Consider the following 26,410-nt stretch of genomic DNA (forward strand, 5'->3'; position numbering starts at 1 on the left):
ACGGACCACGGCGCGACGCGGCTTGCAGGATCGTACAAGAATTCCGTTGGATCGCGCTAACGCGCCCGCAACGCGGGCCAGCATCCTGTGTCGGCCGGTTCCCGTCCCGGCGCCGTCCCGGAACGCCCGCCCCCGCCCGCCTGTTCCGGCCGTTCGGCCCTGTCCTTCCCCCATGCCCCTCGTCGCGCTGCCGCGTCGCCGCCAGCGCGCCATGCGGGCGACGCAGACCGCAGGAGAGACCGATGCATCCCCATACCGAAGCCCTGGAAATTGCCACCTTCCGCCTGCACGACTGCACCTGGCGCACCTTCCTGCGCGCCAATGCCGAAGTCGATGCCTGGCTGCAGCGCCAGCCCGGCTTTCGCTCGCGGCGCATCGCCCGCCGCCGCGACGGCAGCGTGGTCGACATGGTGCTGTGGGATAGCGTGGCGCACGGCACCGCGTCGGCGCGGCGGCTGATGCGCGAACTGCAGGGCGCCGCGATTCACGCCCTGATCGATCCGGACACGGTGTCGTGGGACATCGCCGCGGTGCAGCACGTCAGCGGCGAGGAGCACGACGTAGAGGCCGCCACGGAGGCGGACAGCCTCGCGGCGTGATCCTATGCGGCCGGCACCGAGCGTGGCTGGCTCAGACCCAGCCGCGCCGGCGGAACCACGCCAACGGCAACAGCATGCTCAGCGCGATCACGCCCAACGCCCAGTAGTAGGCGTCGTGCCATTTCAGCTCGGGCATGTGCGCGAAGTTCATGCCCCAGATGCCGACCAGCACCGTCGGCGGGATGCCCACCACCGAGGCCACCGCCATCACCTTCATCACGTTGTTCTGGTCGACGTTGATCATGCCCAGCACGCTGTCGAGCAGGAACTCGATGCGGTCGTCCAGGTGCTGCTCGAATTCGATGAGGGTGGCCAGATCCTTGTGCAACAGGCCGATGCGCTTGGCCGCGTCCTCGCCGAACCAGTCCGGCGCGGCGTCGTCCAGGTAGGTGGCCAGGCGCAGCAGGCCGTGGCCAGCGTTGTGCATGCCGCCCAGGCGCCGGCCCATGTCGCCGACGTCGTGCAGCATCCGCTCCAGGTGCCGCGACTTGTGCCGCGCATGCGGCTTGGCGAACGCGGCGCGCGTGGTCTCGGTGATCTGCGCTTCCAACGCTTCCAGGCGGTCGGCCAGGCGCCCGACCAATTCGTCGAGCAGGCGCAGCAGCAGGTCGTCGCTGCTGCGGCAGGGGTTGTGCTGCAACTGCGCGGCCACCGCATCCAGCGAGGCCATCGGCTGCTCGCGCTGGGTCACCAGCACCCGCGGCGACACCGCAAAGCCCAGCGGCGCGGTCGGGCCATCGTCGTCCTGGAAGCGCGGCACGTTGAGGAACAACACCTCGCCTTCCACCCGCACCCGGCTGCTGAACTCGATCTCGCCGATGGCCGCGCGCGTCGGCACGGCGAAGCCGACCTTACTGTCGACCTCGGCCAGGTCCGCCTCGCTCGGCCGGCACAGGTCCACCCAGCACACCGGCGTGTCGGAGGTGCCGCCGAAGCGATGGATGGTGATCATCGGGACTGGCTCGCGCAGGAAAGGCCGCGAGCATCCGTCAGCGCGCGCGGAGCGTCAACGCCCGCCGCGCGCACCGGTTCAGGCGCTGCGGCGCTTCAACGCGTAGCCCACGCCCAGCAGCAGGAACCAGACCGGGCTGGCGAACAGCGCCTGGCGGGTATCGGCCTGCAGGGTCAGCAGCACCAGCACGAAGGCGAAGAACGCCAGGCACACGTAGCACATGGCCACACCGCCAGGCATCTTGAACGCCGAGGCCGCGTGCAGCTGCGGGCGCTTGTGCCGGTAGGCGATGTAGGCGCACAGGATCAGCGACCAGACGAACATGAACAGCACCGCGGCCAACGTGGTGACCAGGGTGAAGGCGGTGACCAGGTTCGGGATCAGGTACATCAACACGGTACCGCCGAGCAGGCAGGCGCAGGAGAACAGCAGCCCGCGCGCCGGCACCGCCGCGCGCGAGAGCCGGGCGAAACCGCGCGGCGCGTGGCGCTCCTCGGCCAGGCCGTAGAGCATGCGGCTGGTGGAGAAGATGCCGCTGTTGGCCGAGGAGGTCGCCGAGGTCAGCACCACGAAGTTGATCAGGCTGGCCGCGGCCGGCACGCCGGCCAGCACGAACAGTTCCACGAACGGGCTCTTGCCCGGCACCACCTCGCGCCACGGCGTCACCGCCATGATCGCGACCAGCGCCAGCACGTAGAACACCAGAATACGCACCGGGATCGAGTTGATCGCCTTGGGCAGGTTGCGGCGCGGGTCGGCGGTCTCGGCGGCGGTGGTGCCGACCAGCTCGATGCCGACGAAGGCGAACACCGCGATCTGGAAGCCGGCGAAGAACCCGCCCAGCCCCATCGGGAACATGCCGCCGTCGTTCCACAGGTTGGCCAGCGAGGCCACGTGCCCGGACGGCGACTGGAAACCCCAGGCAACCAGCCCGGCGCCGGTGAGGATCAGCGCGCAGATCGCCACGATCTTGATCAGCGCGAACCAGAACTCCATTTCGCCGAACAGCTTCACCGTCACCAGGTTCAGTCCCAGCAGCAACAGCACGCACAGCATCGCCGGGATCCACGGCGCCAGCGTCGGGAACCAGAACTGCGCGTAGGCGGCGATCGCGATCACGTCGGCGATGGCGGTGATGATCCAGCAGAACCAGTAGGTCCAGCCGCAGAAGAAGCCGGCCCAGGGCCCCAGCAGGTCGGTGGAGAAGTCGATGAACGACTTGTACTCCAGGTTCGACAGCAGCAGCTCGCCCATCGCGCGCATCACGAAGAACAGCATCACGCCGATGATCAGGTACACGAACAGGATCGACGGCCCGGCCAGGCTGATGGTCTTGCCCGAGCCCATGAACAGGCCGGTGCCGATCGCCCCGCCGATCGCGATCAGCTGCAGGTGGCGGTTGGACAGGCTGCGCTGCAGGTGGTCGGGCTGGGCGGACGGATCGGTCATGGGCGCAGGCCATCGCGAGGGATTAGCCTGCAAACATAGAAGATGGCGGCAGCGCGCGCCAGCCGCGCGTGCGCCGGATGGCGCCCGCGGCGGCGCGGACCGCGCCGCATGCCGCCGGGGACGCCGAACGCCGCCGGACTCAGGCCAGCGCGCCGCCCTGCCCGATCGCGACGAAGCTGAAATCGCGGTCGGACTGGTTGCCGCCGCCGTCGCCGGTCTTCAGCAGCACCTGGCCCGCGTCCAGGCGGATGATCACCGCGTTGTCGCAGGTGTTGCCGTCGCCCGGGTAGATCTGCGTGACGGAGACCCCGTCCAGCGCCTGGAACGGCGGCTGGAAGCTCACCAGGTAATGCCCGGTGCTGACGTGCGCCACCGTGTACCCCGCGCCGTTGCGGATCCCGCCGTCCGCGCCGACCACGCCCGCCACCACCCGCACACCCGTCGCGCCCGCACTCGCCGCACCCGCATGGGCAGCGGCGTCGAGCAACTGCCCCATCGCATTGTTCGTCATGCCGTTCTCCGATCTTGATAAGGAAAGTCCGATGGCGCGGCGACCGCAGCGATCCCTCGCGGCCGCGCGCCTGCATTGCCTCGTCCGTGAACGGGCAGGATCGCCGCGCTGCGCGCGCGGCCGTATCGGCGATTTCCTGATCGGCGCCGGGGCGGCGACCGAGATCGGCTCAGGCGGCGACACTCACACCAATTTGGTGCGACGCCACCAGCGCGTGACCTTTTCCTCGCGCACCAGGGTGAACAGGCCGGCGCCCAGGATCAGCGCGATGCCCACCGCCATCGGCCAGTCCAGGTGGTCGTGGAACAGCCAGTAGCCGAAGCCGATGGCCCACAGCATCTGGCTGTACTGGGTCGGCGCCACCGCGCTGATCGGTGCCGCGCGCGAGGCGTACATCATGAAGATCGCGGCCAGCCCCGCGAGCAGGCCGTAGCCGGCCAGCAGGATCCACTGCTGCCAGGTCGGCCAGACGAAGGTCGGCAGCATCAGCAGCCCGCCCATCAGCAGCGGGCCGAGCACGCCGGCGCCGTACAGGGTCAGGCGCTTCTCGCCGGGCCCGGCCATGCGCAAGCTGATCACCGACACCGCCCCCACCAGCCCGCAGACGATCGCCGCGACATGACCCTGACTCAAGTGTCGGAAGCCCGGCCGCAGCACCACCAGCACGCCGATGAAGCCGACGATCACCGCCAGCCAGCGCCGCCAGCGCACCTCCTCCTTGAGCAGCAGCACCGACAGCACGGTGACGAAGATCGGCATCAGGAAGATCAGCGCGAACGCCTCGGCCATCGGCAGCAGGGTGAAGGCGGTGACCGCGGACAGATTGCCGGCCGCGCCGGTGAACGCGCGCAGCAGCCAGATACTCGGCCGCTGCGCCACCACCACCTCGCGCCAGCGATCGCCCGGCTTCTTCAGGAACGGCAGCGCCGAGAGCATCAGCAGCGCACCGAAGAACACCACCTCGTAGGCCGGCAGCGAGCCCTCCAACCCCTTCACGAAGGCATCGCTGATCGAATAGGCGGCATAACAGGCGAAACCGAGCAGCACACCCTTGAGCATGGACGATCCTGGCCGGCAGCGGCGCTGCGACGGCGTACGTGGGGGGATGGTCAGTATCTCTCTTTTGCCCGGGGTGTGGCGGCTGAAAGGAGCGGCGGGCATTTGTCCACCCGCAGCCGCTACCGCGCCACTAGCATCCCTGCTCCTCTGCCCAACGCCATACCCCACATGGATGTCATGCCGTTTCTCAAGATTCTAATCGTCCTTACCGTTGCCGCCGCTCCGTTGTTGGCCACATTGTGTTTCCTGATGCTTTACCGCAAGTGGCAGGCCCGTGACGGACGGCGTTCGCCAATCGCCAACAAACGCATCCATGGAGCAGGCGAGCAACTACGCAAACGGATCGATGATCATGACGAGCGGATCATCCAAGGCATCACCTCCCTGGTGTTCATCGGCCCCTATCTGCTCGCATTCTGGGCATTGCTGCAGATCGACCTGCAGCACCTGCGATTCGGGTTCAAGGAGGTGCTGCTGCTTGTGGCGTTCGTGGCAATGACACTTTGGGCTGCTTCCCGAATCGTCGTGCATGGCAACCGGCGTCGCGATGCGCTCCAAGGGCTGCGTGCAGAGCTGTACACCGCGCAGGAGCTCAACCGGCTACAGGCGCAAGGCTGCGTTGTCTTTCACGACGTTCCTGCCGACGGCTTCAATCTGGATCACGTGATCATTGGGCCGGCCGGTGTCTATGCGGTGGAGACCAAGTCGTTCCGCAAGCCGCGCGCCGCCGATGGCAAAAGTCAGTTCAAGGTAACTTACGACGGCGTCTGGCTGGCATTTCCCAATTTCCGTACCGATCGACCGAGCCAACAGGCGAGACAACAAGCCGACTGGCTGCGTCGGCACCTGCAACAGGCGCTTGGCCAACCCATTCCAGTAAAACCGGCCCTGGCACTGCCTGGCTGGTGGATCGACGCGCCGATGATTCCTAAGGATGGTGTACGCGCGTTCAATCCAGCCGGCCGCGGGGCATGCTTCATGGCAGAGCTACGCAACGAGGCACCGTTGGAGCCGGCCACGATTGCCCTCATCACCCAGGCGCTGGCGCTGGCGCTGCGCTATACCCCGGAATCCTGATTTACCGGCGACCACGGGCGCGTGGGGATGCTTCGAGTCATCGCCAGCAGTGCAGATGCACAAAGGCATCGGTTACGATGCGCTCCCGCATCCGAGCCCCGTGCCGCGCCGTGGCGCCGGCAGATCCCACGTGACCCGCTACTCCGGCCCCCTGCTCACCCGTCCGCTCGCCGCCGCCCTGCTCGCCGCACGTGATGCCGGCGCCGCCACCTGGTCCGGCTCCCTGGACCTGGAGCGCAGCCAGGGCCAGGCGCTGCTTGGCACCGAAAGCTGGCAGTGGCAGGGGCGCGATTACCCCTATCCTGGCAAGCTCAAGGACCGCACGCTCTACTACTGGGATGGCGAGGATTTCGCAGCGGTCTCGCGCTTCAGCGGCGCGCTGATCAAGCTGGTGCCGACCGAGTGGGGCGCGCCGACCTTCGAGATCGACGGCATCAAGATGTTGCCCAGCGCGCAGCTGTCGCCGTTCGAGGACGCGCGGCGCAAGGTGGCGCTGGTGGAACCGCGCGGCAAGCAGGTGCTCGACACCTGCGGCGGCCTCGGCTATTTCGCCGCCTGCGCGCTGGAGGCCGGGGTGGCGAGGCTGCAGTCGTTCGAGAAGAACGCCGATGTGCTGTGGCTGCGCACGCTCAATCCATGGTCGCCAGATCCGGCCGCCAGCGAGGGCCGCCTGCAGCTGACCCATGGCGATGTCGGCGCTGCCATCGGCGGCATCGCCGACGCGTCGATGGACGCGATCCTGCACGACCCGCCGCGCTTCGGCATCGCCGGCGAACTCTATGCGCAAACCTTCTACGACCAGCTCGCGCGGGTGCTGCGCCTCGGCGGCCGGCTGTTCCACTACACCGGCACGCCGAACAAACTCACCAGCGGCCGCGATGTGCCGCGCGAAGTCGCCAAGCGCCTGGAGAAGGCCGGCTTCGCCGCGCAACTGGCGCTGGACGGGGTACTGGCCACGCGCCGCTGAGGCGGCAGCGCGTCCACCGTGTCAGATCGACGCGAGGAGGTGCTCGCGCAACCAGCGATGCGCCGGATCGCGATGCACGCGCTCGTGCCAGAGCATGGCCATTTCGTAGCCGGGCAGTTCGAGGGGCGGCGCGCACGCCTGCAAGCCGGATTGGTTGCGCACCAAGCGCTCGGGCAGCATCGCGACAAGGTCGCTGCGCTGCAGCGCGGTGACGACGAACAGGAAGTTCGGCACCGACAGCACCACGCGGCGCTGCAGGCCGTGCGCGCGCAATGCCGCATCGGTGACGCCGCTGAAACCGCCGCCATCGGGCGAGACGATGACGTGTTCGAGCGTGCAGAACTGCGCCAGGCTCGGCCGTCGACGCAATCGCGGGTGGCCGGCGCGGCCGACCAGCACATAGCGCTCGGCGAACAGCGTGCGACGGCGCAGGCCGGGCGGCGCATCGGCGACGGTGTGCAAGGCCAGATCGATCTGGCCCTGCTCGGCCTGTTGCGCAATCGACGACGGCGCCAACGGCAACACCGCCAATTGGGTCCCCGGCGCCACCCGGCGCAAGGCGGCGATCGCCGGCGACAGCACGGTCGAGGCGCCGTAGTCGCTGGCCGCTACCCGCCACAGCGTCTGCGCCCGCGCCGGATCGAACGGCGCTTCCGGCGCCACCGCCTGCTGCAGTGTCTGCAAGGCCTCGCGCAAGGGCGCGCGCAGCGCTTCGGCGCGGGCAGTGGGACGCATGCCGCGCGGCCCCGGCAGCAGCAGCGGATCGCCCAGTGCCTCGCGCAGCTTGGCCAGGTGCACGCTGACCGATGGCTGCGACAGATGCAGGCGCGCCGCCGCGCGGGTCACGTTGTGCGTATCGAGCAACGTGTCCAGGGTCAGCAGCAGATTGAGATCCAGCCGGCGCAAATCAACCATGACAATAGCGGCCATTAAGGCAATTCATTTCCACTATAACCAATGGCGGCCTAGCGTGGCGGCATTCCTCGTGGAGAAGCCGAATGAACGTGCTGCTGGTCTACGCCCACCCCGAACCCGCCTCGCTCAATGGCGCCCTCAGGCAAGTGGCGGTGCAACGCCTGAGGGATGCTGGCCACCAGGTCCAGGTCTCGGATCTGTACGCGATGGACTGGAAGTCCACGGTCGACGCGCAGGACAGCCTGGACGGCGCGGCGGACGCGCGCTTCGATCCCTCGCGCGATTCGCAGCGCGCCTTCGCCCGCGGCCGCCAGCGCGCGGACATCGTCGCCGAGCAGGACAAGCTGCGCTGGGCCGATGCGGTGCTGCTGCAATTCCCGCTGTGGTGGTTCTCGATGCCGGCCATCCTCAAGGGCTGGGTGGATCGGGTGTATGCCTGCGGCTTCGCCTACGGCGTCGGCGAACACTCCGACACGCATTGGGGCGATCGCTACGGCGAAGGCACCCTGGCCGGCAAGCGCGCGATGCTGATCGTCACCGCTGGCGGCTGGGATTCGCACTACGCGCCGCGCGGCATCAATGGCCCCATCGACGATCTGCTGTTCCCGATCCAGCACGGCATCCTGCACTACCCGGGCTTCGACGTACTGCCGCCGTTCGTGGTCTACCGCAGCGGGCGCATGGACGCGGCACGTTTCGCGCAGACCAGCGCCGCGCTGGGCGAGCGCCTGGATACACTGTTCAGTACCGCGCCGATCGCGTTCCGCAAGCAGAATCATGGCGACTACGCGATTCCGGCACTGACGCTGCGGGAGGATCTTGCCCCCGGCCGCAGCGGCTTCGGCATCCATGTTGCCGAGACGGACGCACAGGCGCCAGCGACCTCCGATCACACCTAGTGGTCACCGGCGACGTCGCGCGGCGCCAACACCTCGCCTGTAGGATGCGGACGATCGCCATCTCGCAGGAACCGCCTCGCCGATGCCCGCCGCCGTCTTCGCCCGCCTGCTCGCCGTGTGCACTCTCGCCCTGCTCGGCGCCTGCGCCACGCAGGCGCCGCGCGTGCCCGAGCGCACGCCCAGCGAGGTCAAGGCGGACATCGCCCGGCGCATCCCGGCGACGGTGCCCGATCGCCGCGGCTGGGCCGACGACGTCTACGTGGCGCTGTCCTCGCAGAACCTGCCGACCAGCGCCGACACCATCTGCGCCGTGCTGGCGGTGATCGAGCAGGAATCGACCTACCAGACCAACCCGCCGGTGCCGGGACTGGGCAAGATCGCGCGGGCGGAACTGCAGCGGCGCGCGGCCACGCTGCATGTGCCGGCGTTCGCGCTGGATGCGGCGCTGCAGCTGCGCGGACCCGATGGACGCAGCTATGCCGAGCGCCTCGCCGCCGCGCGCACCGAGCAGGACCTCAGTGCGCTCTTCGAGGACATCGCCGGCAGCGTGCCGCTGGGCGAGCGCCTGTTCGGCGATCTCAACCCGGTGCACACCGCCGGGCCGATGCAGGTGAGCATCGCCTTTGCCGAAGCGCATACCGACGGCTACCCATACCCGCTGACCGACGGCGTGCGCCACGCGGTATTCAGCCGCCGCGGCGGCATCTGGTTCGGCACCCGTCACCTGCTCGGCTACCCGAACGCGGCGGCGATGCTGTACCGCTTCGCCGACTTCAACGCCGGTTGGTACGCCAGCCGCAATGCCGCATTCCAGGCCGCATTGGCGCGGGCCAGCGGTATCGCCCTGGCGCTGGACGGCGACCTGCTGACGCCGGGTGCCGATCTCGACGCTCCCGGCGCCACCGAGCGCGCCGCGCGCAGCCTGGGCACGCAGTTGGGCATGGACGCGCGCAGGATCCGCCGCGAACTGCAGCGCGGCAGCGATGCGGATTTCGGCGACAGCGCGCTGTATCGGCAGGTGTTCGCGCTGGCCGACCGCGATGCCGGCAAGCCGCTGCCACGCGCGGTGCTGCCTGGCATCGCCCTGGAAAGTCCGAAGATCACCCGCAAGCTGACGACCGCCTGGTTCGCGCAGCGCGTGGCCGAGCGTTGGCAGCGCTGCCTGGACAAGTGACGACCGCGACGCTCCAGCCGACGCGCACTACTTCGGCTTGCGCAGCGCCATCACCGACCAGCCAAGGGCAACGGCAAGCGCCAGCAACACCAGGCTGAGCACGCTGTCCCACGCGATCGAGAACCAATAGTGGCCTGGGTCTGTCTGCAGCGGATAGATCCGTGTCGGACCGACCCTCGATACGCCGATGTACACGCCGCTCTGCAGCGCTTTCGCCAGCAGGTACAGCTTCAACATGGCACTCGCGCCGATGGCCATGGCCACCAGCACCAACACCGGCCGTTGCACACGCGCGACCAGCCGCTGCAGGCGCGTGGGCGCGGGCATTGGCGGGGGCGGTCGTCGTTGGCGTTTGCCCATGGTGTCCTCGCCTGCGCTAGGCGCTGCATTCTAGGGCGATGCCGGAGAACGCTGGCACAACGCTCCGCATCGCAGGCCCCGACGTGCCCCGCCTGCGCCGCGGCGCGTGCACTACCCCACTGCGCGCTGGCGTGGCGCGCCGAGCAGGCCGATCCGGCGAAACCACAGTTCCAGCGGCACCGTGACCAGCGGCGGCAGCGCCGCCAGCAGGCTCAACGCCCACGCCCACCAGGGCCAACGCAGGCGCAGCGCCGCGACCAGGCTGGCGGCCACGTACAGCAGGAACGCCACGCCATGCAGGCGGCCGAACAGCCACACACCCAGTTCGGTGGTCTGGGTGCCGTACTTGAGCAGCATGCCGAGCAACAGGCCGGCCCAGGTCAGGCCTTCGAACACGGCGGCAACGGCGAACAGCCGGCCCACCGGCGACAACGGAGAAGAAGACAAGGACACGCGCGACTCCAGTGAGGGGACAAGGCCGCGACGCGATGGCGGCGGCGACGCCCGCTGGCAGTTGCATTGTAGAGCGTGCCGTCGCGCGTGGCGCACAGGCGTGACGTGGCCACGGCAGGCGCGGGCCAGCCGCGCCGGCCGCCCTGCTCCTTCGTTCCTGGCCGCATTGCGCCGCAGCGCACCGCGACTGCGCTCAGCGGCGCTGTTCCAGCACCGCCACGTCGTCGGGCGCCAGCCGCACCGTGTCGCTGCTCGGCGCCGGACCCAGCAGTGAGCGCATCGCTGCCGGCAGCCGTACTTCGTGCGCGACGGTGCCGTGGTTGATCAGCACCACGATGCGGCGCGCGCCGTCGCTGCGCACGCCCACTTCCACGTCGTCCGGCACGTCGGCCAACGGCGCGTGCACATCGGCATCGCGCAGCCAATCGCCGGTGAGGCGGTCGAGGGTGGCATCGTCGAACCAGCCACCGACGTAGCTGATGCGGCCCTTGCCGACGCGCCGGGTCAGTAGCGCCGGCGCACCGTCCAGCCAACCATTGGCCGCGCCGTACTGCAGTGGCGCGGTGGTATCGGCGGCGGTGGCCTGCAACTGTTCGGCCCAGATTTTGGCGCTGCCATCGGTGCCCGCACCGACCAGCGGGATCGGCTTGTCCAGCGCATAGAACTGTTCCACGCGACCGCCAAGCAAGGCCGCCAGCGGACCAGGCTGGCGCTGCGGATGCAGGCCGTTGTCGATGTTCTTCATGCCGCTGCGCGGCCCCAGCACCAGATGCCCGCCGTGCTCGACATAGGCCTTCAGCCGCTGCGCCTGCGCCTCGGTCAGCACGTTCAGCGCCGGCGCCACCACCAGCTTGTAGCGCTCCAACGGCGCCATCGCCGAGACCACGTCGACCACCTGCGCCTGCTGCCGCAGCGGACGGTAGAAGCTCTTCATCTGCACGACCGGATCGAAGTCGGCCGCATGCTTCTGGAAGCCGATCGCCCAGCGGCTGTCGAAGTCGTTGATCAGCGCCACCTGCGCCTGCGGCGTGGTGCCGGCCAGCGCCGGCCCGGCCTTGGCGAACTCGGCGCCGACCTGCTGGATCTCCGCATACACCGGCACCGGCTGGCCATCGGCGCCGACCAGGGTGCCGTGGTATTCCTCCTGCCCGTTGGGCGCGGCCCGCCACTGCCAGTACGACACCGCATCGGCGCCGTGCGCCACCGCCTGCCACGCCATCGCCCGCACCTGGCCCTTGCGCAGCGCCACGTTGGTCGCGCGCCAGTTGACGAAGCCCGGCTGGGTCTCCATCACCCAGTAGTTGCGCTGCTTGTAGCCGCGGGTGAGATCGTGGCGTGCGGCGTTGTCCACCCAGTCGTAGCGCTCGCCGGCGACGTAGTCGTCCCAGGCGGCGATGTCGAGCACGCCGTGCACGGTGTAGGCGTCGAAGCCGGCGAACCAGCCCATGGTGTTGGTGGTGATGAACTGACGCGGATCGGCATGCGGGCGGATCGCATCGATCTGGTTGCGCGAGTAGTCGGTCCAGGTGTCACTGACGAAGCGTTTCCACTCCAGCAGCAACGCCGGGTTCTCTTCGTCCTCGCGCACCGGGATCTGCGCGAAATCGGTATAGGTCTGGCTCCAGTAAGCGGTCGCCCAGCGCTGGTTCAACGCGTCGATGCTGCCGTACTTGCGCTGCAGCCAGGCATGGAACTGCGCCTTGGCCTCGGGGTCGAACGAGGACTGCGCGTACTCGTTGTCCAGTTGCCAGCCGACCACGTGCGGGTTGTGCCCGTAGCGCTGCGCCATCTGCTCGGCGATGGCATGCGCGAAGCGGCGGTAGCGGGTGCTGGCGAAGGAGAACTGCTGGCGGTTGCCGTGCTCGTCGCGCACGCCGTCCTGGCTGACCCGCAAGGTATCCGGATAGGCCTGGGTCAGCCACGCCGGCGGCGCGGCGGTCGGCGTGCCCAGCACCACCACCATGCCATGGCGCGCGGCGGCGGCGATGGCGCGGTCCATCCAGGCGAAGTCGTACTGCCCCTCGCGCGGCTCCATCCGGCTCCAGGCGAATTCGCCGATCCGCACCACGCGCACGTGCGCCGCCTGCATCAGCGCCAGATCGTGCTCCCATTGCGCTTCCGGCCATTGCTCCGGATACCAGGCCACGCCCAGCAGCAGCGGCGCAGCGTCGCGATAGCGGGTGGCCTGCGCCTGCGCCGACGGCGGCAGGCAGAGCGCGATCAGCAGCATCGCGGCGAACAGCGCAACGCCGCAGCGTTGCGGAATACGGAACAGTGGCATGCGCAACACCCTTCGCAAGAGGAAACGCCGGCACGCCCCCTTCGTCCTGCCGGCACCTGCATTGTGCGCAGCTTTGCCGCATGTGCACTTGTGCATCTTGCGGCGTTTGCGCGCGCAACTGCGCACAATCCGCAGGTGGCTCCTCACTGCGCAGCGGCGCAAGCATCCACGCTGCATCGCGTCATCCCACGTGGCCTGCCCGCGTTGCGGACTGAGGACAGGGTTGCGCTCGCCTTGCGCCGTCGGTCTCACTTGCCAGGTTTGGACGATCGCGACATTGAAATGGTCATCTGTGCTGGCTAGCGTCACGCCTCCCCCAACCCCTGGAAGCACCATGAAGACCCCTCGCCTGCTAGGCACCTTGCTCGCCGCGGCCGCCACGCTGTTCTCGGCCGGCGCCGCCCTGGCCCAGACCGTCACCGTCAATCCGTCCGAAGTCCACCAGACCATCCAGGGCTTCGGCGGCATGAACGGCGCCGGCTGGGTCGCCGACCTCACCCCGGCCCAGGTCGATCTGGCGTTCGGCAGCGATACGGGGCAGATCGGCCTGTCGATCATGCGCATGCGCATCGATCCGTCCAGTTCCGGCTGGAGCCAGCAGGTGCCGTCGGCGGTGCGGGCACGCGCGCACGGCGCGGTGCTGCTGGCCACGCCGTGGTCGGCACCGGCCTACATGAAGTCGAACAACAGCCTCAACAATGGCGGCAAGCTGCTGCCGCAGTACTACGACGCCTATGCCAAGCATCTGCTGGACTTCACCGCCTACATGGACAGCAAGGGCGCGCCGATCTACGCCCTGTCGCTGCAGAACGAGCCGGACTGGCATCCGGATTACGAATCGGGCGACTGGAACGGCACCGACTTCCTCAACTTCATCAGCGCGCAGGGCGCGAAGTTCGGCAAGTTCAAGCTGCTCGCCGCCGAGTCGCTGGGCTTCAACACCGCACTGACCGACCCGGTGCTCAACAGCAGCGCCGCGCAATACCTGTCGATCATCGGCGGGCACCTGTATGGCGTGCAGCCCAAGGACTACCCGCTGGCGCGCAGCAAGGGCAAGCAGCTGTGGATGACCGAGCACTACACCGACAACACCGACGGCAACGCCTGGCCCTCGGCACTCGGCGTGGCCAGCGAGCTGAACAACAGCATGCTCGCCAACTACAGCGGCTACATCTGGTGGTACATCCGTCGCAGCTACGGGCTGATTGCCGAGAACGGCACGGTGAGCAAGCGCGGGTATGTCATGTCGCAGTTCGCGCGCTTCGTGCGCCCGGGCTCGGTGCGCATCGGCGCCACCGCCGCGCCGTATAGCGATGTCGCGGTCAGCGCCTATAAGACGCCGAACGGCAAGCTGGCCCTGGTCGTGGTCAATACCGGCACCCAGCATCGGCAGATCACCGTGCGCGTGCCCGCCGGCAGCGCCACCGCGTTCACCAAGTACAGCACCTCGTCGAGCCTCAACGTCGGCTACGGCGGGAAGTACAGCGTGGCATCGGGCCAGACCGTGGTCTATGTCGACCCGCAGAGCGTGGCCACGCTGGTCGGCGAGTGATCTGCACGATGACGTGAGTCGATTGGATCGACCCGCGGTAACTGAACGCTGCCGCGGGTCGGTTTTCTACGTTCTCGCTTCTTGCATCGACACGGTGCCACGCCTAGCGCGGTGGCACCGCGACACGCCGCCGAGGCGGGGGCTCGCGCTCAGCCCAGCTTGGCCAGGAACGTCAGCAAGGCCTGATTGAACTCCTCGGCATGGCTGGTGTTGCAGCCGTGCGGCGCATCCTTCAGCAACACCACGTCGCTGCCGGCGATGGCGCGGTGGGTGCGCTGGCCGGAGCCCTCGTACGGCACCGTGGCGTCGGCATCGCCGTGCAGCACCAGCGTCGGCACGTCGACCTGCTTGAGATCCTCGCGGAAATCGGTGGTGCCGAACGCCTGCATGCAGCCCAGCGCCGCGGTCTGGTCGCTCTGCAGGCACAGCGCGATCGCCTCCTGGCGCTGCGCCTCGCTCACCTTCAGCGTGCCGTGGGCGCTGAAGAAACCGCGGGTGAAGTCGTCGAAGAACGTCTCGCGCGAGGCCTTCAGCCCCTGCTCCATCTCCTGCGCCTGCTCCTTGCTCAACGGCCCTTCGGGGTTGTCGTCGGTCTTGAGCATGTACGGCGGCACGGCGGAGGCGAACACCACCCCGGCCAGCTGTGCGGTGCCATGCCGCGCCACATAGCGCGCCACCTCGCCACCGCCCATCGAGAACCCCACCAGCACCGCCTCGCGCAACTGCTTGTCCTCGATGATGCCAGCCAGGTCGTCGGCCAGGGTGTCGTAGTCGTAGCCATCGGCCGGCTTCTCGGAACGGCCGAAGCCGCGGCGATCGTAGGCGATGACCCGGTAGCCGGCCTGCTGCAGCGGCCCGACCTGGTCCTTCCATGCCTCTGCCGACAGCGGCCAGCCGTGGATCAGGATCACCGGACGGCCGGCACCGCCGGTATCTTCGACATGCAGACGGACACGCGCGTTGGTTGCAGCCATGGGCAAGACCTCGGTGGTGGGGAATCGCGGCAGCTTCCTCTGCGGCATGTCCGGCCCGCGTGAGGGCGATGTGTCGGATCGCTTAACGCGACGCGCAAGCGCTCAGCCGATCCGAGGCACGGCACGCGTCGACTGCGCCAGCGCATCCCGCGCGATGCGCTTGAATCGCGCGGACACGTGGGCGTGCTCGATGACCCGCAGCAGCAACGCCATGCCGGTAGCCACGTGCCAATCGTCGTACTGATGTGGATTTGACGGCAACGTCAGCGCGTGGGCGAAGCGCATTCGCGCGGCTTAGCCAGCCATCGCGCGCAACCACAGCGCGAACCGTCCCCAGTCGATGGGCAGACCGCGTGCACCAGCGCAAGCGAGACGAAGCCGCGCGTCCAACCCATGCGCCGGACCTCGCGCATGACTTCGATTGAATGGATTCATGAATAGACAATCGGCTGGCGCAGGGCAAGGTTATGCCTGTTTTCTGCGATTTTTTTGCGTTCCTGCGCCAGCCCGCCGCACCAACCGTGAATAGATTGAAGAATAGAAACTCGTGCCAACCGGGCGCGTCGATGCTTCGAAGCGCCCCGATTGCGAGCGCCGGCTGGCACTCGCTCGATCAGACGACCAGTGCGGTAACGCAAGCGCGCCCGGCATCACGTCCAGTTGTCGTTGCCGAAGTCGCCGTCGTCCTGGAAGTCCTGGCCCATGTCCTGCTGTGGCGTGTCGTCGTAATAGTTGTTGTTGGTGATGTTCTCGACCACCGTCTCCTGCGGCGCACCTCCACCGAACAGGCCGCCACCGTGGTGGCCACCCAACAGGCTTTCCACGCCTTCGAACAGGAACATGCCGCCGGCCACGCCGGCCGCCGTAGTGGCCGCGGTGCTGAGGAAGCTCGGTCCGCGCGCCGCGGCCGGAGGGGGCGTCGGCTCGGCAGCCGCGGCACCGCCACCGAACCAGCGCTCGCGCCAGCCGGGCGCGCCGGCGCCCGCGACGCCTGCGGTAGCGGGCGCCGGCGGCAACGGCGGCGGCGCCGCGTTGAAACCCTGGCCGAGGAAGCTGGCAGGCGGCGGCGGTGGCGCTGCCTGCTGCAACTGCGCGATCTGCGCCTTGGCGGCCTCCAGCGCGTGCTCCAGCAGCAAGGTGCGCTGCACCAGCAGATACATGGCATCGGGTTGATCGGCCAGCCGCGCGTGGATCAGCGCGTCGGCCTGTGGATCTTTGGCCACCCCGCCGGCGCTACGCAGGCGCGCCAGGAAGTCTTCGAGAAGCTGCTGTTCTTGCGGAGTCATACCCGTACCTGGATGCAATGACCGGCCCAGTGCCGGCACGGCACGGTATGGGCATCGCTCGGCGCAGGCCAAGGGTGCGGCCTCTGTTCGGTGCAGCGGCATTCATCAATCGCGCATGGCCCGCGAGCCAGACCCGCGAACGCCATGGCGAACTTCGACATTTCTCCGACACGCGCGCCAGGCACGCCCTCATCCAGGCACACGCGCCTGGCTCATTCCTCGCCGATGTCGGAGACGGACGAGGGCGACGCGTGCGGCTGCCGCGCGGCCCACATGTTGTCGACCAGGTTCGGATACGGGCGGCCGTTCTCCTCGGCGCGCTGCCGCGCGGCCGCCTTCTGCGATGGCGACAACGGCTGGCTGCGCTGACCGCGCGGATTCGGCTTCTTCCACGGAGGCGTCTTGGACGAGGGCATGGGCGTCAGCGTGAGCGGAGAGGCGTCATCGTGATTCCGGGATGCGTGCGTGGACGGTGAAGGCCTGCCGGGACTCGTCGGCAGCTGCACGCTCTGTGCTACTCCGAATCCACCCCAGACAGCGCGAACACCCAGCGCGGCACCACCGGTTCGCCGGCATAGAAGTCCTTCGGCTTGTCCTCGGCCATCGCCCAGCGATGCAGCCAGCTGATCCCGCCGGGGCCGGTGTAGCCCTCGGCATGTTCATAAGCGGGATCGCGCAGCGCCTCGTCCAGGCCAATGAAGGCGTAGCCGCGGCGGCGCGTGGCCGCGACCAGGTCCGGGAAGGCGGCCGCGTTGAGCGCATTGGCGTGCATCAACCAGACCTGCGGGATGCGGCGGCCGAACAGGGCTTGCGATTCGCGCTCGAAGTAATCCAGCTTGTTGAGCATGTACGGCACGTAGCCCTTGCGCAGGCGCAACAGCAGGGCGTCGCGTGCCGGACCTGGCGGCTCGTCCAATACATGCGCGTAGGCGAACGCCCACACCCACTCGCCACTGTCGACAGTGACCGGCGCGATGCGGTAGCCATGCGCCGCCAGGAAAGCGTTGACCGCCTCGCGATCGGCGACGCTGCGGCCGGTCGCCAGATAGGGATGACGGAACCACTGCAGCGACTGACCACGTTCGGCGAGCAACGGCCGCAAGGTGCGCTCGCCGCGCACGATCGCCTCCTCGTACGCCGGCACGCCGACCTGGTGCAGATTCACGTGGCCATACGTGTGATTGCCCAGCGCATAGCCGGCGTCCAGCCAATCGCGCAGCATCGCCACGCGCTGTGGCTGCACTTGCCCATCCTGCTCGAGCTTGTCCTCGTTGACGAAGCCGACGATGGGCACCTGCGCTTGCTGCAGAGCGGCCATCAATTGCCCATGCAGCGCCGGCAATTGCGCTGGCGGCGTCTGCTCGATGCGCTGCCACGGCAGGTCGTCGATGGTCACCGCGATGCGGCGGGTGTCGTCCTGGGCCTGGGCGAGTGCGGCGACGCACAGCAAGGCCGGCAGCAGCAGGCGGCGAAGCAGTTTCATCGGACGTCCCTGGGAGTTGGGACACCAGTCTATACGCGCAGCACGACGTGGAAGTCAGTGCGGATCCCTGCCTGGGCGGCTCGCCAGCAAACCGAGCGGGCGAAGTTTCAATTCCCTAACTGAAACTTGTCGCGATATGTCCTCTGCGGGCAAGACGTGGGGGCGCCACGTTCCAGGTTTCGAGCCAACACCGTTACCAACTGCTTGCGCGCCAGGCGCTTTCGCGCGGGCGACGTGGCGGGTAGGATTTCCGCAAGCGCATCGCTGAGCGGCAGTGACCAGGTCGCCCTGGGGCCATTCATGTCCTCATCTCGTCCGAACACCGGCTTGCCTTGGATCCATGACAGCATGAACGGCTTTTGCGACTGCGAGTAGAATTCCATCGGCACCCCGCGTTCGAGCACGATGCGAACCGTCATGGACGGATCATCGTCGGTCCATGAAATGGGCTCCCGGTAGATCTGCTCAAGCGCGCCCCTCACGCTATCCCCATTCGCTTGCGCGGCGCGCAATTGGCGCCGTTGCAGGGGGGAGCAATTCGAAGCGACAAACAGCGCGTTGCGGATTTTGGTTATCGTCTCCGCCGCCATCGCTCGCTGCTGCAACTCGCCCAGCCCAGTCGCGCGGTCGATGCGGGGAGCACGCGCTGCCGCGAACAACGCCATCACCTTGTCCGTGGCGACCTGCTGCTCAGCGTGCCTCGTGCCATCGTTGTCCGTCCACCGCATGATAAACCCCATGCCGTTACGCGCCGGAACCAAGTGGAACCTTTCATCGACGTACCCCCACCCCATGTACGTGTATTGGATCGAGACCGAGACGATCCTGATCGGGACTTGCCGCCCAGCCGGCGCTGCAACACTTCCTGCAGCAAGCAGCCAGAGCGATGCAACGGCAACGGCGATGACCAACGCGATACGCATGCGATTCCCCCCAGTGCATGCAACCTAATCCACCTTTCATGCAGAGGGAAGAGGCCAGCGCCGGAATCCCTTCTCGCAAGTCCAGTCGACACGCGCCGCGGGGTTGGCGGAGCGGGTTTGCGCGCGATGCACACGGGAGGCGCCGGCACTCGCGCAGCCATGGCACCATGCAGGCACGCCGACTTGCGCGCGTGCTACAAGCAAACGGAAGCGAAGGAATGAGAAAAGCACTGTGGCTGGTCTGGACATCCCTGCTCCTGGCGGGGTGCACGAACGCGGTGCAAGCACCCGCGGCAGCGACTGCCACCACGCAACCTGCGCGCCCTCCCGCACGCACAGTGGCGACGCAGCTCGGCGGTCAGCGCGGCAGCGGTGCGGCTTACGAACTGGTCGGGACGGAGGTGTGGGATGTCCCCGACCCTGTCTCCGGCCGCACCTATCAGGTGTTCGTGGCGTTGCCTGCCGGCTACGCGGACCATCCTGAGCGGCGCTACCCGGTGCTGTACGTCACCGATGCCGACTATGCGTTTCCGGTGGCGCGCCAGATCGCGCGACGCTTGAACGGCGAAGGGCCGGCTATCGAGGACTTCATCCTGGTGGGCTTGTCGTATGCGCTCGGCGACGCGCCGATGCCTAGCCGGCGCCGCGACTACACGCCCACCACCGAGGACGGCGGCGCCGCGTCCGCTGGCGCGACGCATGGGGGTGCCAGCAGCTACATCGCCTATCTGCGCGATCAGGTGCTGCCGTTCGTCGCGCAGCGCTATCGCACCGACGAAGCGCGGCGCCTGTTCCTTGGCCATTCGTACGGCGGGCTGCTCGGTACGCAGATCCTGCTGAGCACGCCGGAGCTTTTCTCCGGCTACATCCTGGGCAGTCCGTCGTACTGGTTCGGCGAACATGCCGTGCGCGCCGAGGAAGCGCGCTTTGCCTCCAGCCACCGCGACCTGCCCGCGAAGGTCTACGTCTATGTTGGCGAGTACGAACAGCGCCGCTACGGCAAGACCTACGACATGGTGACCGACGCGCAGCAGATGGTGCAGACCTTGCGCGGGCGGCATTATCCGTCGCTGCGCCTGCAGCTGGACGTGCTTGCCGACGAGGATCACTTGAGCGTGGCGCCGCGCGGCCTCACCCGTGGAATGAAGTTCCTGCTAGGTGTGCCACCACAGTGAGGTGTGGTACTCACGCCGCTGGCCGGGCGGATGCCGCGTCTCTACGCATGGCTTTGTCGCGGCTGAAGCCGCTCCTACAAAGGCGCTCCGGTCGCTGCTAAAGATTTCCTAAAGCCATACCTTCCGTTTAACGACGCGTTGTTCGAAGAGGTTTACTGAAGGCGCTCTGCACGGATCGCTCAATACTTCAGCGCATCCGCCGTCGGCGCCAATGGCGCGAAGCGCGCGTTACTGAAATCGTGCAGCAACTGGGAGGCCTGCGCGCGCTGCTGCGCCGCCTCGCGGAAGTCGCTCTTGCGCAGGCGATAGAGCCCACCATCGCGTGCGAACACCAGGTCGCCGCCGTCCCAGTCGGCCCAGTCGCTGCCTGGCAGATCGACCAGCACGTTGCCCTCGCGGTCCAGCACCCGGTGATCCAGGCCGTACCATGCATGATTGTCCTGGCCGACCACATGCAGCAGCGACTGCAGGCGGCGGCCATTGGCGCCAACCTTCTCGCGCACGCGCGGGCGGCTGAAGCGGAACAGCGCATCGCCGCGCAGGCCGCAACGTTCGCCCTCGCCATCATTGTGCAGGTGCCAGCCATCGCGCTCGCGCAACACGCCGTCGATCGGCTCGTCCTCGCCGCCACCCGAATGCTTACCGAACGGACGCACCTGCAGATGGTGCGGCAACTGGAAGCCGGTCGGCATCGGGAACGGATCGCGCCCCTCGTGCGGCCGATGGTTCAACAACAAGGTCTGCTCGTCCTCGAACATCCCGCCGCCGCCCCAACAGTCGCCCTTGGGCCACAGCGCCAGTGCGGTGAAGAACGGTGGCCGCGACAGCGCCGTCCAGGTGCCGTAGTCGCCTCGCTGCGTGGAGGCGAAATACACCAGCAGCCGCCCCGACGGCGACAGATCGCAGCGCCGCTCGTAGATGCGGCCCTTGAACCACTGCCCATGCACGAAGCTGTCGTCGCGCAGATCCCAGTGGATCAACTGCACCTGCTTGCTCGGCCCGCGGCGAAAGATCACGCCGATGCGTGCGTCGCGCGCCAGCAGCGCGAACAGGCGGGTCGCCGGCGGGCGCTGCGATAGTGGGGATTGTCCGGGCTCCATCTGCGGATCTCTTCGCAGGACACGGCGATCACAGTGGCAGACCCGCGGCGTGGCGACAACCGCTGCGGCGTGCCGCTTCGGCGACACGCACAGTGCGAGCGAATCGACATGAGGCGGGCCATCCAAAGCCCGCCTCTACCACGGCGCGTTACTTGGCGATCACCGACGTCCCCGACGGCACCATGTAGCAAGCCTGCGCCTTGGCGCATGCGTCAGCATTGATCTCGGCGATCTGGCTGGCCAGGTACTGCTCCGGGGTCAGGCCCATGCGGTTGCGGTAGGCGTTGTCCGCATCGGCCTTGGCCACCTGTTCCTGCTCGCGCTGGCGCTCGGCGGTGGTGGCTTCCACCAGGGTCTTGACCCGCTGCTGCTGCGCCGCGGTCAGGTTCATCTGCTGCAGCACGTCGGGATTGGGGCGGGCGCGGCCGAGGGTGATGTTCTGGATCTGGATCGGCAGGCCCTGTTCCTTGACCAGGGCGCGCACGTTCTCGGTCACCGCCTCGTCGATCTTCCGTGCACTGTCCGGGTCGCTCATCATCTTGGTCATGTCGTAGCGCTTGACCTGGTCGCGCACGATCGCCGCGTACTGGCTGGCGACGTTGTTCTTGAACCAGTCCTGGCCGAAGCCGGACAGCAGCCGCGCCGGCGCGGTGATGCGGTATTGAATCTGCGTGGAGAAGTCCAACAGGATGTTGTCGCTGGACGAGAAGTCGTCGAAGGCCACCTGCACCGTCTGCGGCGTGGTGTCCACGTACACCGCCGACGTCGTCATCCACGTGTAGGTGCGGCCGGGATCGCGCACGTCGTCCAGGCGGATGCCGCCCTTGCCGAACAGCAGCGGCTTGTCCACCAGCACCGCCTGCTGCCCCGGATCGGGCGAGACCACGGTACAGCCGCACAGCAAGGCCGCCACGACGGCGGCCAGCATGCCATGTTTCATCGATGTCCCCCTGAAGAACGGCGCCGCGCGCCGTCGTGTACCGGGATGCTAGCGCATCATCACGGGCAAGGCATCTGCTGGTCCGCCAAAGCCAGGCACGGATTCGGATCGATCGCTTCTCGCGCCGCAATCGTCTCGCTCCACACCCCGTACTGGAGGCTGACGCCGGCGAATGCCACGTTCGCGCCGGCAGGCTGAAGATCAGAGAGTAGCAGCCTCACTAGTTCGGACTGGCAGGCGCAATCGCATGGCATTGCGCGAGCAGCGCCTGGCCGGCGGTGCTTTCTCTCGTCATGGGAAGGCCATCGAAAGCCCCGAGTACCTCGTCCCGCACACGCTCGGCGCTTTGGGATGAATCGACAAGATGCGGATCGTTCGAGCCCACACCAAAGCCTGGTAGCGCCGAGGGCTCCACCTGACCCAATGCCACCAATTGCCCACACAGCCCATAGTGGTAGGCAGCGTACTCGTTCCCAGCCAGCGCCACGTCGCCCGCGGCGAACATGCCCACGTGGAAACCCTCGTGTGCCACCAGATCGGCGATGTTGGCCAGCGTCGCCGCTTCACTCCGCAACACTGGGGCGATGAGGACCAGCTTTGGCCCTTTGCCTATCCTGTAGAAGGTCGCCTGGTAGTCCACCCGGCTGGGCACCACCAGCAATGTTATGGCGATGTTCTGCACGTGCGACTGGGCGCTGACGAACGCGAGCGCCTCGGAGGCGACGCGGCAGATCGGCTCAGGCGTGCGCTCCAGCCCCTTGGCAAGCGCTACCTTGATTCGGCGATCGCTACACACGCTGCGTCGCTGAAAGTGCATAGGCTGCGCGGCACCCTGGGTTGCCACCTGGGAGCGCGTCAGAAACAGCCCCATCCCGGTGATGACGCTGTGCTTGTTGATCCCCTCGACCGACATGCGGGGCACATCCGCCGCCAGCGCTTTCGTGCAAAACGATCCGATCAACAGGCAGTGGAAGGTCAGCAGACGCATCCAACTGCGTTGTAAACGCGCGCCGGCGTCAACCAGTGCCAAGGCCATGGTTCTGACGTGCTTGGTCATGGGCCGCCTGATGTCAGAGCGCTGTCGTCTCGATGATCCGGCGGGAAGTAGGCGCATAGGCAATCTGTGGATTCAGCGAGAGCGTCTACATGAGGTTCGAGTAGTCGCCGATTTGATTGCAGAGTTCCACAGGCGGGTCGGCCAACGCCATCACTCGGCGCTTGCGCGCCGCTGCGTCGGTCTTCGGTGACATGATGCGATACAGCAGATATAGGCGGCCTTGCATCTGCCAAAGACCGAAGGTGGAGAGATCGGAAAACCGGTACGCCTTGCCGTCCACCTGATGTGCGGTGAAGGCACACTCGGCGTAGCTGCCCCACCCGCAGCTGGCATCCAGCGACCGCAAGCCGCCTGTTCCTCGCAGGTCGAAATGATAGGTTCGTCCTGCATCGCCCTCTACGACCGTCGGCGCGATCTTCTGTGCGAGCATCGATCCGCCATCATCCCAATCGATGGCTTGCTTGCAGATTGCATCTCCAGAACCTGCCGCCACGACATCGCTAGTAGAGGCGGTGGCGCATCCAACCAAAGAGGAAGCGATCAGTCCCAGCCACCAGCATGATCTCGCCATCGCGCCCTCCTTGCGGCCCCAGCACCCGTGAAATGGCAGGTCTCGTTGACCTCCTACCAAAACGTAGCCGACCGCATGGCGTACTGTCCATATCCACAAGATCGACGTAGCCTACCGATTGGCGGTTCGGCTCACTGAAGCACCGTCTGGCAGAACTGCGCCATTGATATTCCCTCGGGCGAGTCTTTGATCACCACGCCATCCCGTATGAACGGCATGAGATCTTTCGCCACTGAGATGCCTGCAGCGTTGGATGCATTGACTCTTTCAGAAATGCCCTCGGCGTGCTGTGGAAGCGCAATGGATGGCAGATCCTTGCTCCGCACCCATCCTAGGGCCTGCAGTTGCCCACATGTGCCCATCGTATAAGCCAGATGCTCTTCCTCTTGCACATCGGACGTCGCGCCGCTGAGGCCACGCAGCAGATGGAATGTTTCGTGTGCCGTCGTGGAGACGACATTCGCGGCAACCAAGTCGCTCTCCTTGTCCAGCGCGAATGCATAGCGCGCGCTTGCGCTGGCCGCCGTTGCCAGCGATGACGTGCGGGCGATGAGCAGTTGGCCTGGACTGATCAGATCCACAGTCAGCTCCAACTCCACTCCAGGCAGTTTCGAAGTAGTGACGGCGTACTGAAGTGCCGCCAGCACTGCAGAACAGGTGGGCGCAGCATAGGGCTCCGCACCTTTCTGTCGCCGTAAGGCGACGTGCAGCTTTCCGCTTCGGCATTCATCGAGGACAGTGAACTTTTCGGCTGCGCGTGAGTTACCAGGCAACACGCTCACTATTCTGATCAAGAAGACCGACCCGATCTTGGTCACCGCCGTGGCGTGTGCGCCCTCCTTGGCGATCAGTCGCACGGGTGGCACCTGGATGGAAGCACATGCCGCCAGCAAGAAAGTGGCCATCGCCATAGCGATCTCACGACATCTAGGACGTCGCGTGCGCAGCCACATGGTACTGGCCGTCAAATTTGATGAGGCTTGGATTGAACCTGAGAAAGCTGGTCCACGCCCTGCGCCTGGCTTAAGCGTTGCGCCTCGTTCAACGACTGCAGTTGCGCCAGCGTCTCTTCCACGGGCTTGCGCAACGCATCCTCCGTCCGCATATGCGCACGCAGGTGCGCGGGGTCGTTCAATGCGCCCTGGACAACAAACAGGTTCTCGCCTGAACGTACGTTGCGTGAGTCCTGGCTCAGCACCACATGATCGATGCGCGAAAGGCCGCTTTCCTTCGCGAGGTAGGCGGCACTTGCCGCCAACTTGGCACTGTCGCCGTCGTAATCCCGGCCCAAGCCTTGTTCCAGCTTCACCACCGCGGACTCTGCCTGCTGCAGCAATGGGTCGCGTGGTCGCTCAGGCCCTGCACCAGCGAGCCTCCCTGACACGCTCGGCTCGCCTTGCGTCCCATTTTCGGTGATGGCCTTCTGCAGGATGGTCTGCTTCGGCATCGGGTTGTGATGCTCTTTGTTGAGCTCGCTTCCCGGCTTGGGCGCGGGGATGCTTTGGATATCTTCCTTGTTGCTCAATGGTTTGAGGTCGCCCTCGAACTTTTCGTCAATGGCGCCATGGCGGTCCCGACGGTGCAGCCCGGCGTAGTTGAGCGCGCCCCAGGTGAAGTCGATACAACTGTTCGTCCCGCCGTTGTAATGCATGTCGAAGCCGTACTTCTTTGGATCCGCACCAAAGTCTTTCAGCTTGTCGTACTGCGCTTTATCGATCTCCATCGTGCGCGAGTAGTAAGGATCCTTGTAGTCCTTTACGTCGTTGTTGAAGACTTTGCCCGGCCCACTGTAGTCCCCATGATTTTTGGGAGCAAAGCCATAGCTATTCTTCGTCGTGCCGTCGTCGATCGCGTAGTAGACATGACCCGCAGCCGACGTACCGCCAGACAGAAGCGTTGGCGTTCCAGGCGCTGCCACATACACCGTCACGGTATAACGCTTATCCGGATTATCCATGTCCGCCACCTCTTACTTTCCCTTTGATGTGTACGCAATCAAGAGCTGCGCATGCGCCTCGACAAGCGCCTCGCGATGCCGATCCACACGCAGCCTCAACCGATAGTGTCCCGCCTTCAGCGACGGGCTGAAGGAGAATGCAAGCTCTCTTTCCGGCTTGCTCGGCGAAAGCAGACCGGCGTCCTGCATCGTGGTCACGTCGGCATCGAAATCGAACAGGCCCGCCGCCGTTCCGTCGGCTGGGAGTGGCACAAGCGCGTCCCGCTCCCGGTCGATGCGCTCACTCCGCAGGAGTTCCACCTTCGTCGCACCAGAAGCGTCGATCCGCTCAAGCTGGAGAACCGCCACGATATCGGTACGCACCAGTCGGTCGGCAAGATCGGCAAGGGCGGTCGCATCCTCACCTGCGATCCTGACCCCGATGAAGACGGGTGGCGTTTCGTCATTGCCTTGTTTCGGCACTTCAAACTCCACCTGGACTTCCGCTGGACCAGTTGGATCCAGGTTGCGTACCAAGGGCACTTCAGTTCGCATATCGCTTCGCTCCTTGACGACGTTCCGTTCCGCAAATTGCGGGGCTCCACCACATCCCGCCAGCAGCCCCACCACCAGCGCCAGCGCAGGAATGCGCGCTTGGCTTAGTACACTCTTCACGCGGGCCTCCTCGTAGGGATTCGATGCTGGACGCAATGCACG

General features: G+C 66.8%; 27 protein-coding genes. 7 read left to right on the forward strand and 20 right to left on the reverse strand.

Annotation, left to right across the window (positions count from 1 at the left end; translation table 11 throughout):
* The first annotated feature begins 242 nt into the window (after positions 1-242).
* Positions 243-599, forward strand: coding sequence for a hypothetical protein (locus GGR66_RS17650; RefSeq protein WP_184449488.1), 357 nt, complete (start codon positions 243-245; stop codon positions 597-599).
* A gap of 31 nt (positions 600-630) precedes the next feature.
* Here the strand turns inward: GGR66_RS17650 and GGR66_RS17655 are convergent, their stop codons facing one another.
* The 4 genes from GGR66_RS17655 to GGR66_RS17670 form a co-directional block, all read right to left on the reverse strand.
* Positions 631-1,551, reverse strand: coding sequence for a CorA family divalent cation transporter (locus tag GGR66_RS17655; RefSeq protein WP_184449490.1), 921 nt, complete (start codon positions 1,549-1,551; stop codon positions 631-633).
* A 78-nt stretch (positions 1,552-1,629) separates the two neighbouring features.
* Positions 1,630-3,000, reverse strand: a complete 1,371-nt coding sequence (gene cycA / locus GGR66_RS17660; RefSeq protein ID WP_184449492.1) for a D-serine/D-alanine/glycine transporter — start codon at positions 2,998-3,000, stop codon at positions 1,630-1,632.
* 139 nt (positions 3,001-3,139) lie between these two features.
* Complete coding sequence (locus GGR66_RS17665; protein ID WP_184449494.1) at positions 3,140-3,511, reverse strand: hypothetical protein; 372 nt, start codon at positions 3,509-3,511, stop codon at positions 3,140-3,142.
* Between the two features lie 183 nt (positions 3,512-3,694).
* Positions 3,695-4,570 carry a DMT family transporter gene (locus GGR66_RS17670; RefSeq protein ID WP_184449495.1) on the reverse strand — a complete coding sequence of 292 codons (876 nt, stop codon included), beginning with the start codon at positions 4,568-4,570 and terminating at the stop codon, positions 3,695-3,697.
* Between the two features lie 177 nt (positions 4,571-4,747).
* Here GGR66_RS17670 and GGR66_RS17675 point away from each other — a divergent pair, with 177 nt between their 5' ends.
* Complete coding sequence (locus tag GGR66_RS17675) at positions 4,748-5,647, forward strand: nuclease-related domain-containing protein (protein ID WP_184449496.1); 900 nt, start codon at positions 4,748-4,750, stop codon at positions 5,645-5,647.
* A gap of 130 nt (positions 5,648-5,777) precedes the next feature.
* On the forward strand, positions 5,778-6,614 hold the full coding sequence (locus GGR66_RS17680; RefSeq protein WP_184449498.1) for an SAM-dependent methyltransferase: 837 nt from the start codon (positions 5,778-5,780) through the stop codon (positions 6,612-6,614).
* 21 nt (positions 6,615-6,635) lie between these two features.
* Here GGR66_RS17680 and GGR66_RS17685 read toward each other — a convergent pair whose 3' ends face one another.
* Positions 6,636-7,529, reverse strand: a complete 894-nt coding sequence (locus tag GGR66_RS17685; RefSeq protein ID WP_184449500.1) for a LysR family transcriptional regulator — start codon at positions 7,527-7,529, stop codon at positions 6,636-6,638.
* 83 nt (positions 7,530-7,612) lie between these two features.
* On the opposite strand from GGR66_RS17685, the gene GGR66_RS17690 reads away from it, so the two are divergent.
* Together GGR66_RS17690 and GGR66_RS17695 are read left to right on the forward strand one after the other, a co-directional pair.
* Positions 7,613-8,428: an NAD(P)H-dependent oxidoreductase gene (locus tag GGR66_RS17690; RefSeq protein ID WP_184449502.1), complete on the forward strand. Its 816-nt coding sequence runs from the start codon at positions 7,613-7,615 to the stop codon at positions 8,426-8,428.
* An 82-nt stretch (positions 8,429-8,510) separates the two neighbouring features.
* Positions 8,511-9,602 (forward strand): DUF1615 domain-containing protein, encoded by a 1,092-nt coding sequence (locus GGR66_RS17695; protein ID WP_160970374.1) that lies wholly within the window; start codon positions 8,511-8,513, stop codon positions 9,600-9,602.
* Positions 9,603-9,629: 27 nt separating this feature from the next.
* On the opposite strand, the gene GGR66_RS17700 is transcribed toward GGR66_RS17695, so the two are convergent.
* The 3 genes from GGR66_RS17700 to GGR66_RS17710 all read right to left on the reverse strand — a co-directional run bounded on the left by GGR66_RS17700 (position 9,630) and on the right by GGR66_RS17710 (position 12,696).
* Positions 9,630-9,962: a hypothetical protein gene (locus GGR66_RS17700; protein WP_255421763.1), complete on the reverse strand. Its 333-nt coding sequence runs from the start codon at positions 9,960-9,962 to the stop codon at positions 9,630-9,632.
* Positions 9,963-10,073: 111 nt separating this feature from the next.
* Entirely contained in the window at positions 10,074-10,394 is a 321-nt protein-coding gene (locus tag GGR66_RS17705; protein WP_184449794.1) for a DUF3817 domain-containing protein, read from the reverse strand.
* Between the two features lie 214 nt (positions 10,395-10,608).
* The gene (locus GGR66_RS17710) at positions 10,609-12,696 is read right to left on the reverse strand and encodes a beta-galactosidase (protein WP_184449504.1); all 2,088 of its coding nucleotides are present in this window, start codon (positions 12,694-12,696) and stop codon (positions 10,609-10,611) included.
* Between the two features lie 334 nt (positions 12,697-13,030).
* Here GGR66_RS17710 and GGR66_RS17715 point away from each other — a divergent pair, with 334 nt between their 5' ends.
* Positions 13,031-14,248 (forward strand): glycoside hydrolase family 30 beta sandwich domain-containing protein, encoded by a 1,218-nt coding sequence (locus GGR66_RS17715; protein ID WP_184449506.1) that lies wholly within the window; start codon positions 13,031-13,033, stop codon positions 14,246-14,248.
* Between the two features lie 149 nt (positions 14,249-14,397).
* Here GGR66_RS17715 and GGR66_RS17720 read toward each other — a convergent pair whose 3' ends face one another.
* From GGR66_RS17720 to GGR66_RS17740, 5 genes are all read right to left on the reverse strand, one after another.
* Complete coding sequence (locus GGR66_RS17720; RefSeq protein ID WP_184449508.1) at positions 14,398-15,222, reverse strand: alpha/beta hydrolase; 825 nt, start codon at positions 15,220-15,222, stop codon at positions 14,398-14,400.
* Positions 15,223-15,872: 650 nt separating this feature from the next.
* Positions 15,873-16,508 (reverse strand): DUF2076 family protein, encoded by a 636-nt coding sequence (locus GGR66_RS17725; RefSeq protein WP_184449510.1) that lies wholly within the window; start codon positions 16,506-16,508, stop codon positions 15,873-15,875.
* A gap of 212 nt (positions 16,509-16,720) precedes the next feature.
* Entirely contained in the window at positions 16,721-16,924 is a 204-nt protein-coding gene (locus GGR66_RS17730) for a hypothetical protein (RefSeq protein ID WP_184449512.1), read from the reverse strand.
* Positions 16,925-17,022: 98 nt separating this feature from the next.
* The gene (locus GGR66_RS17735) at positions 17,023-17,991 is read right to left on the reverse strand and encodes a polysaccharide deacetylase family protein (protein WP_184449514.1); all 969 of its coding nucleotides are present in this window, start codon (positions 17,989-17,991) and stop codon (positions 17,023-17,025) included.
* Between the two features lie 107 nt (positions 17,992-18,098).
* Positions 18,099-18,914, reverse strand: coding sequence for a hypothetical protein (locus GGR66_RS17740; protein WP_184449516.1), 816 nt, complete (start codon positions 18,912-18,914; stop codon positions 18,099-18,101).
* A 218-nt stretch (positions 18,915-19,132) separates the two neighbouring features.
* Here GGR66_RS17740 and GGR66_RS17745 point away from each other — a divergent pair, with 218 nt between their 5' ends.
* The gene (locus GGR66_RS17745; RefSeq protein WP_184449796.1) at positions 19,133-20,089 is read left to right on the forward strand and encodes an alpha/beta hydrolase-fold protein; all 957 of its coding nucleotides are present in this window, start codon (positions 19,133-19,135) and stop codon (positions 20,087-20,089) included.
* 179 nt (positions 20,090-20,268) lie between these two features.
* Here GGR66_RS17745 and GGR66_RS17750 read toward each other — a convergent pair whose 3' ends face one another.
* The 7 genes from GGR66_RS17750 to GGR66_RS17780 all read right to left on the reverse strand — a co-directional run bounded on the left by GGR66_RS17750 (position 20,269) and on the right by GGR66_RS17780 (position 26,368).
* Positions 20,269-21,189 carry a hypothetical protein gene (locus GGR66_RS17750; RefSeq protein WP_184449519.1) on the reverse strand — a complete coding sequence of 307 codons (921 nt, stop codon included), beginning with the start codon at positions 21,187-21,189 and terminating at the stop codon, positions 20,269-20,271.
* A gap of 148 nt (positions 21,190-21,337) precedes the next feature.
* The gene (locus GGR66_RS17755) at positions 21,338-22,117 is read right to left on the reverse strand and encodes an SPFH domain-containing protein (RefSeq protein WP_184449522.1); all 780 of its coding nucleotides are present in this window, start codon (positions 22,115-22,117) and stop codon (positions 21,338-21,340) included.
* Between the two features lie 232 nt (positions 22,118-22,349).
* Positions 22,350-23,186 (reverse strand): hypothetical protein, encoded by an 837-nt coding sequence (locus tag GGR66_RS17760; protein ID WP_255421764.1) that lies wholly within the window; start codon positions 23,184-23,186, stop codon positions 22,350-22,352.
* A gap of 85 nt (positions 23,187-23,271) precedes the next feature.
* The gene (locus GGR66_RS21275) at positions 23,272-23,757 is read right to left on the reverse strand and encodes a hypothetical protein (RefSeq protein ID WP_255421765.1); all 486 of its coding nucleotides are present in this window, start codon (positions 23,755-23,757) and stop codon (positions 23,272-23,274) included.
* A 131-nt stretch (positions 23,758-23,888) separates the two neighbouring features.
* Complete coding sequence (locus tag GGR66_RS17770; protein ID WP_326521062.1) at positions 23,889-24,614, reverse strand: hypothetical protein; 726 nt, start codon at positions 24,612-24,614, stop codon at positions 23,889-23,891.
* Positions 24,615-24,721: 107 nt separating this feature from the next.
* Complete coding sequence (locus GGR66_RS17775; RefSeq protein WP_255421766.1) at positions 24,722-25,714, reverse strand: XVIPCD domain-containing protein; 993 nt, start codon at positions 25,712-25,714, stop codon at positions 24,722-24,724.
* A 12-nt stretch (positions 25,715-25,726) separates the two neighbouring features.
* The gene (locus GGR66_RS17780) at positions 25,727-26,368 is read right to left on the reverse strand and encodes a hypothetical protein (RefSeq protein ID WP_326521063.1); all 642 of its coding nucleotides are present in this window, start codon (positions 26,366-26,368) and stop codon (positions 25,727-25,729) included.
* Positions 26,369-26,410 lie beyond the last annotated feature (42 nt).

The organism is Xanthomonas sp. 3498, from assembly GCF_014199795.1.
Lineage (GTDB): Bacteria > Pseudomonadota > Gammaproteobacteria > Xanthomonadales > Xanthomonadaceae > Xanthomonas_A > Xanthomonas_A rydalmerensis.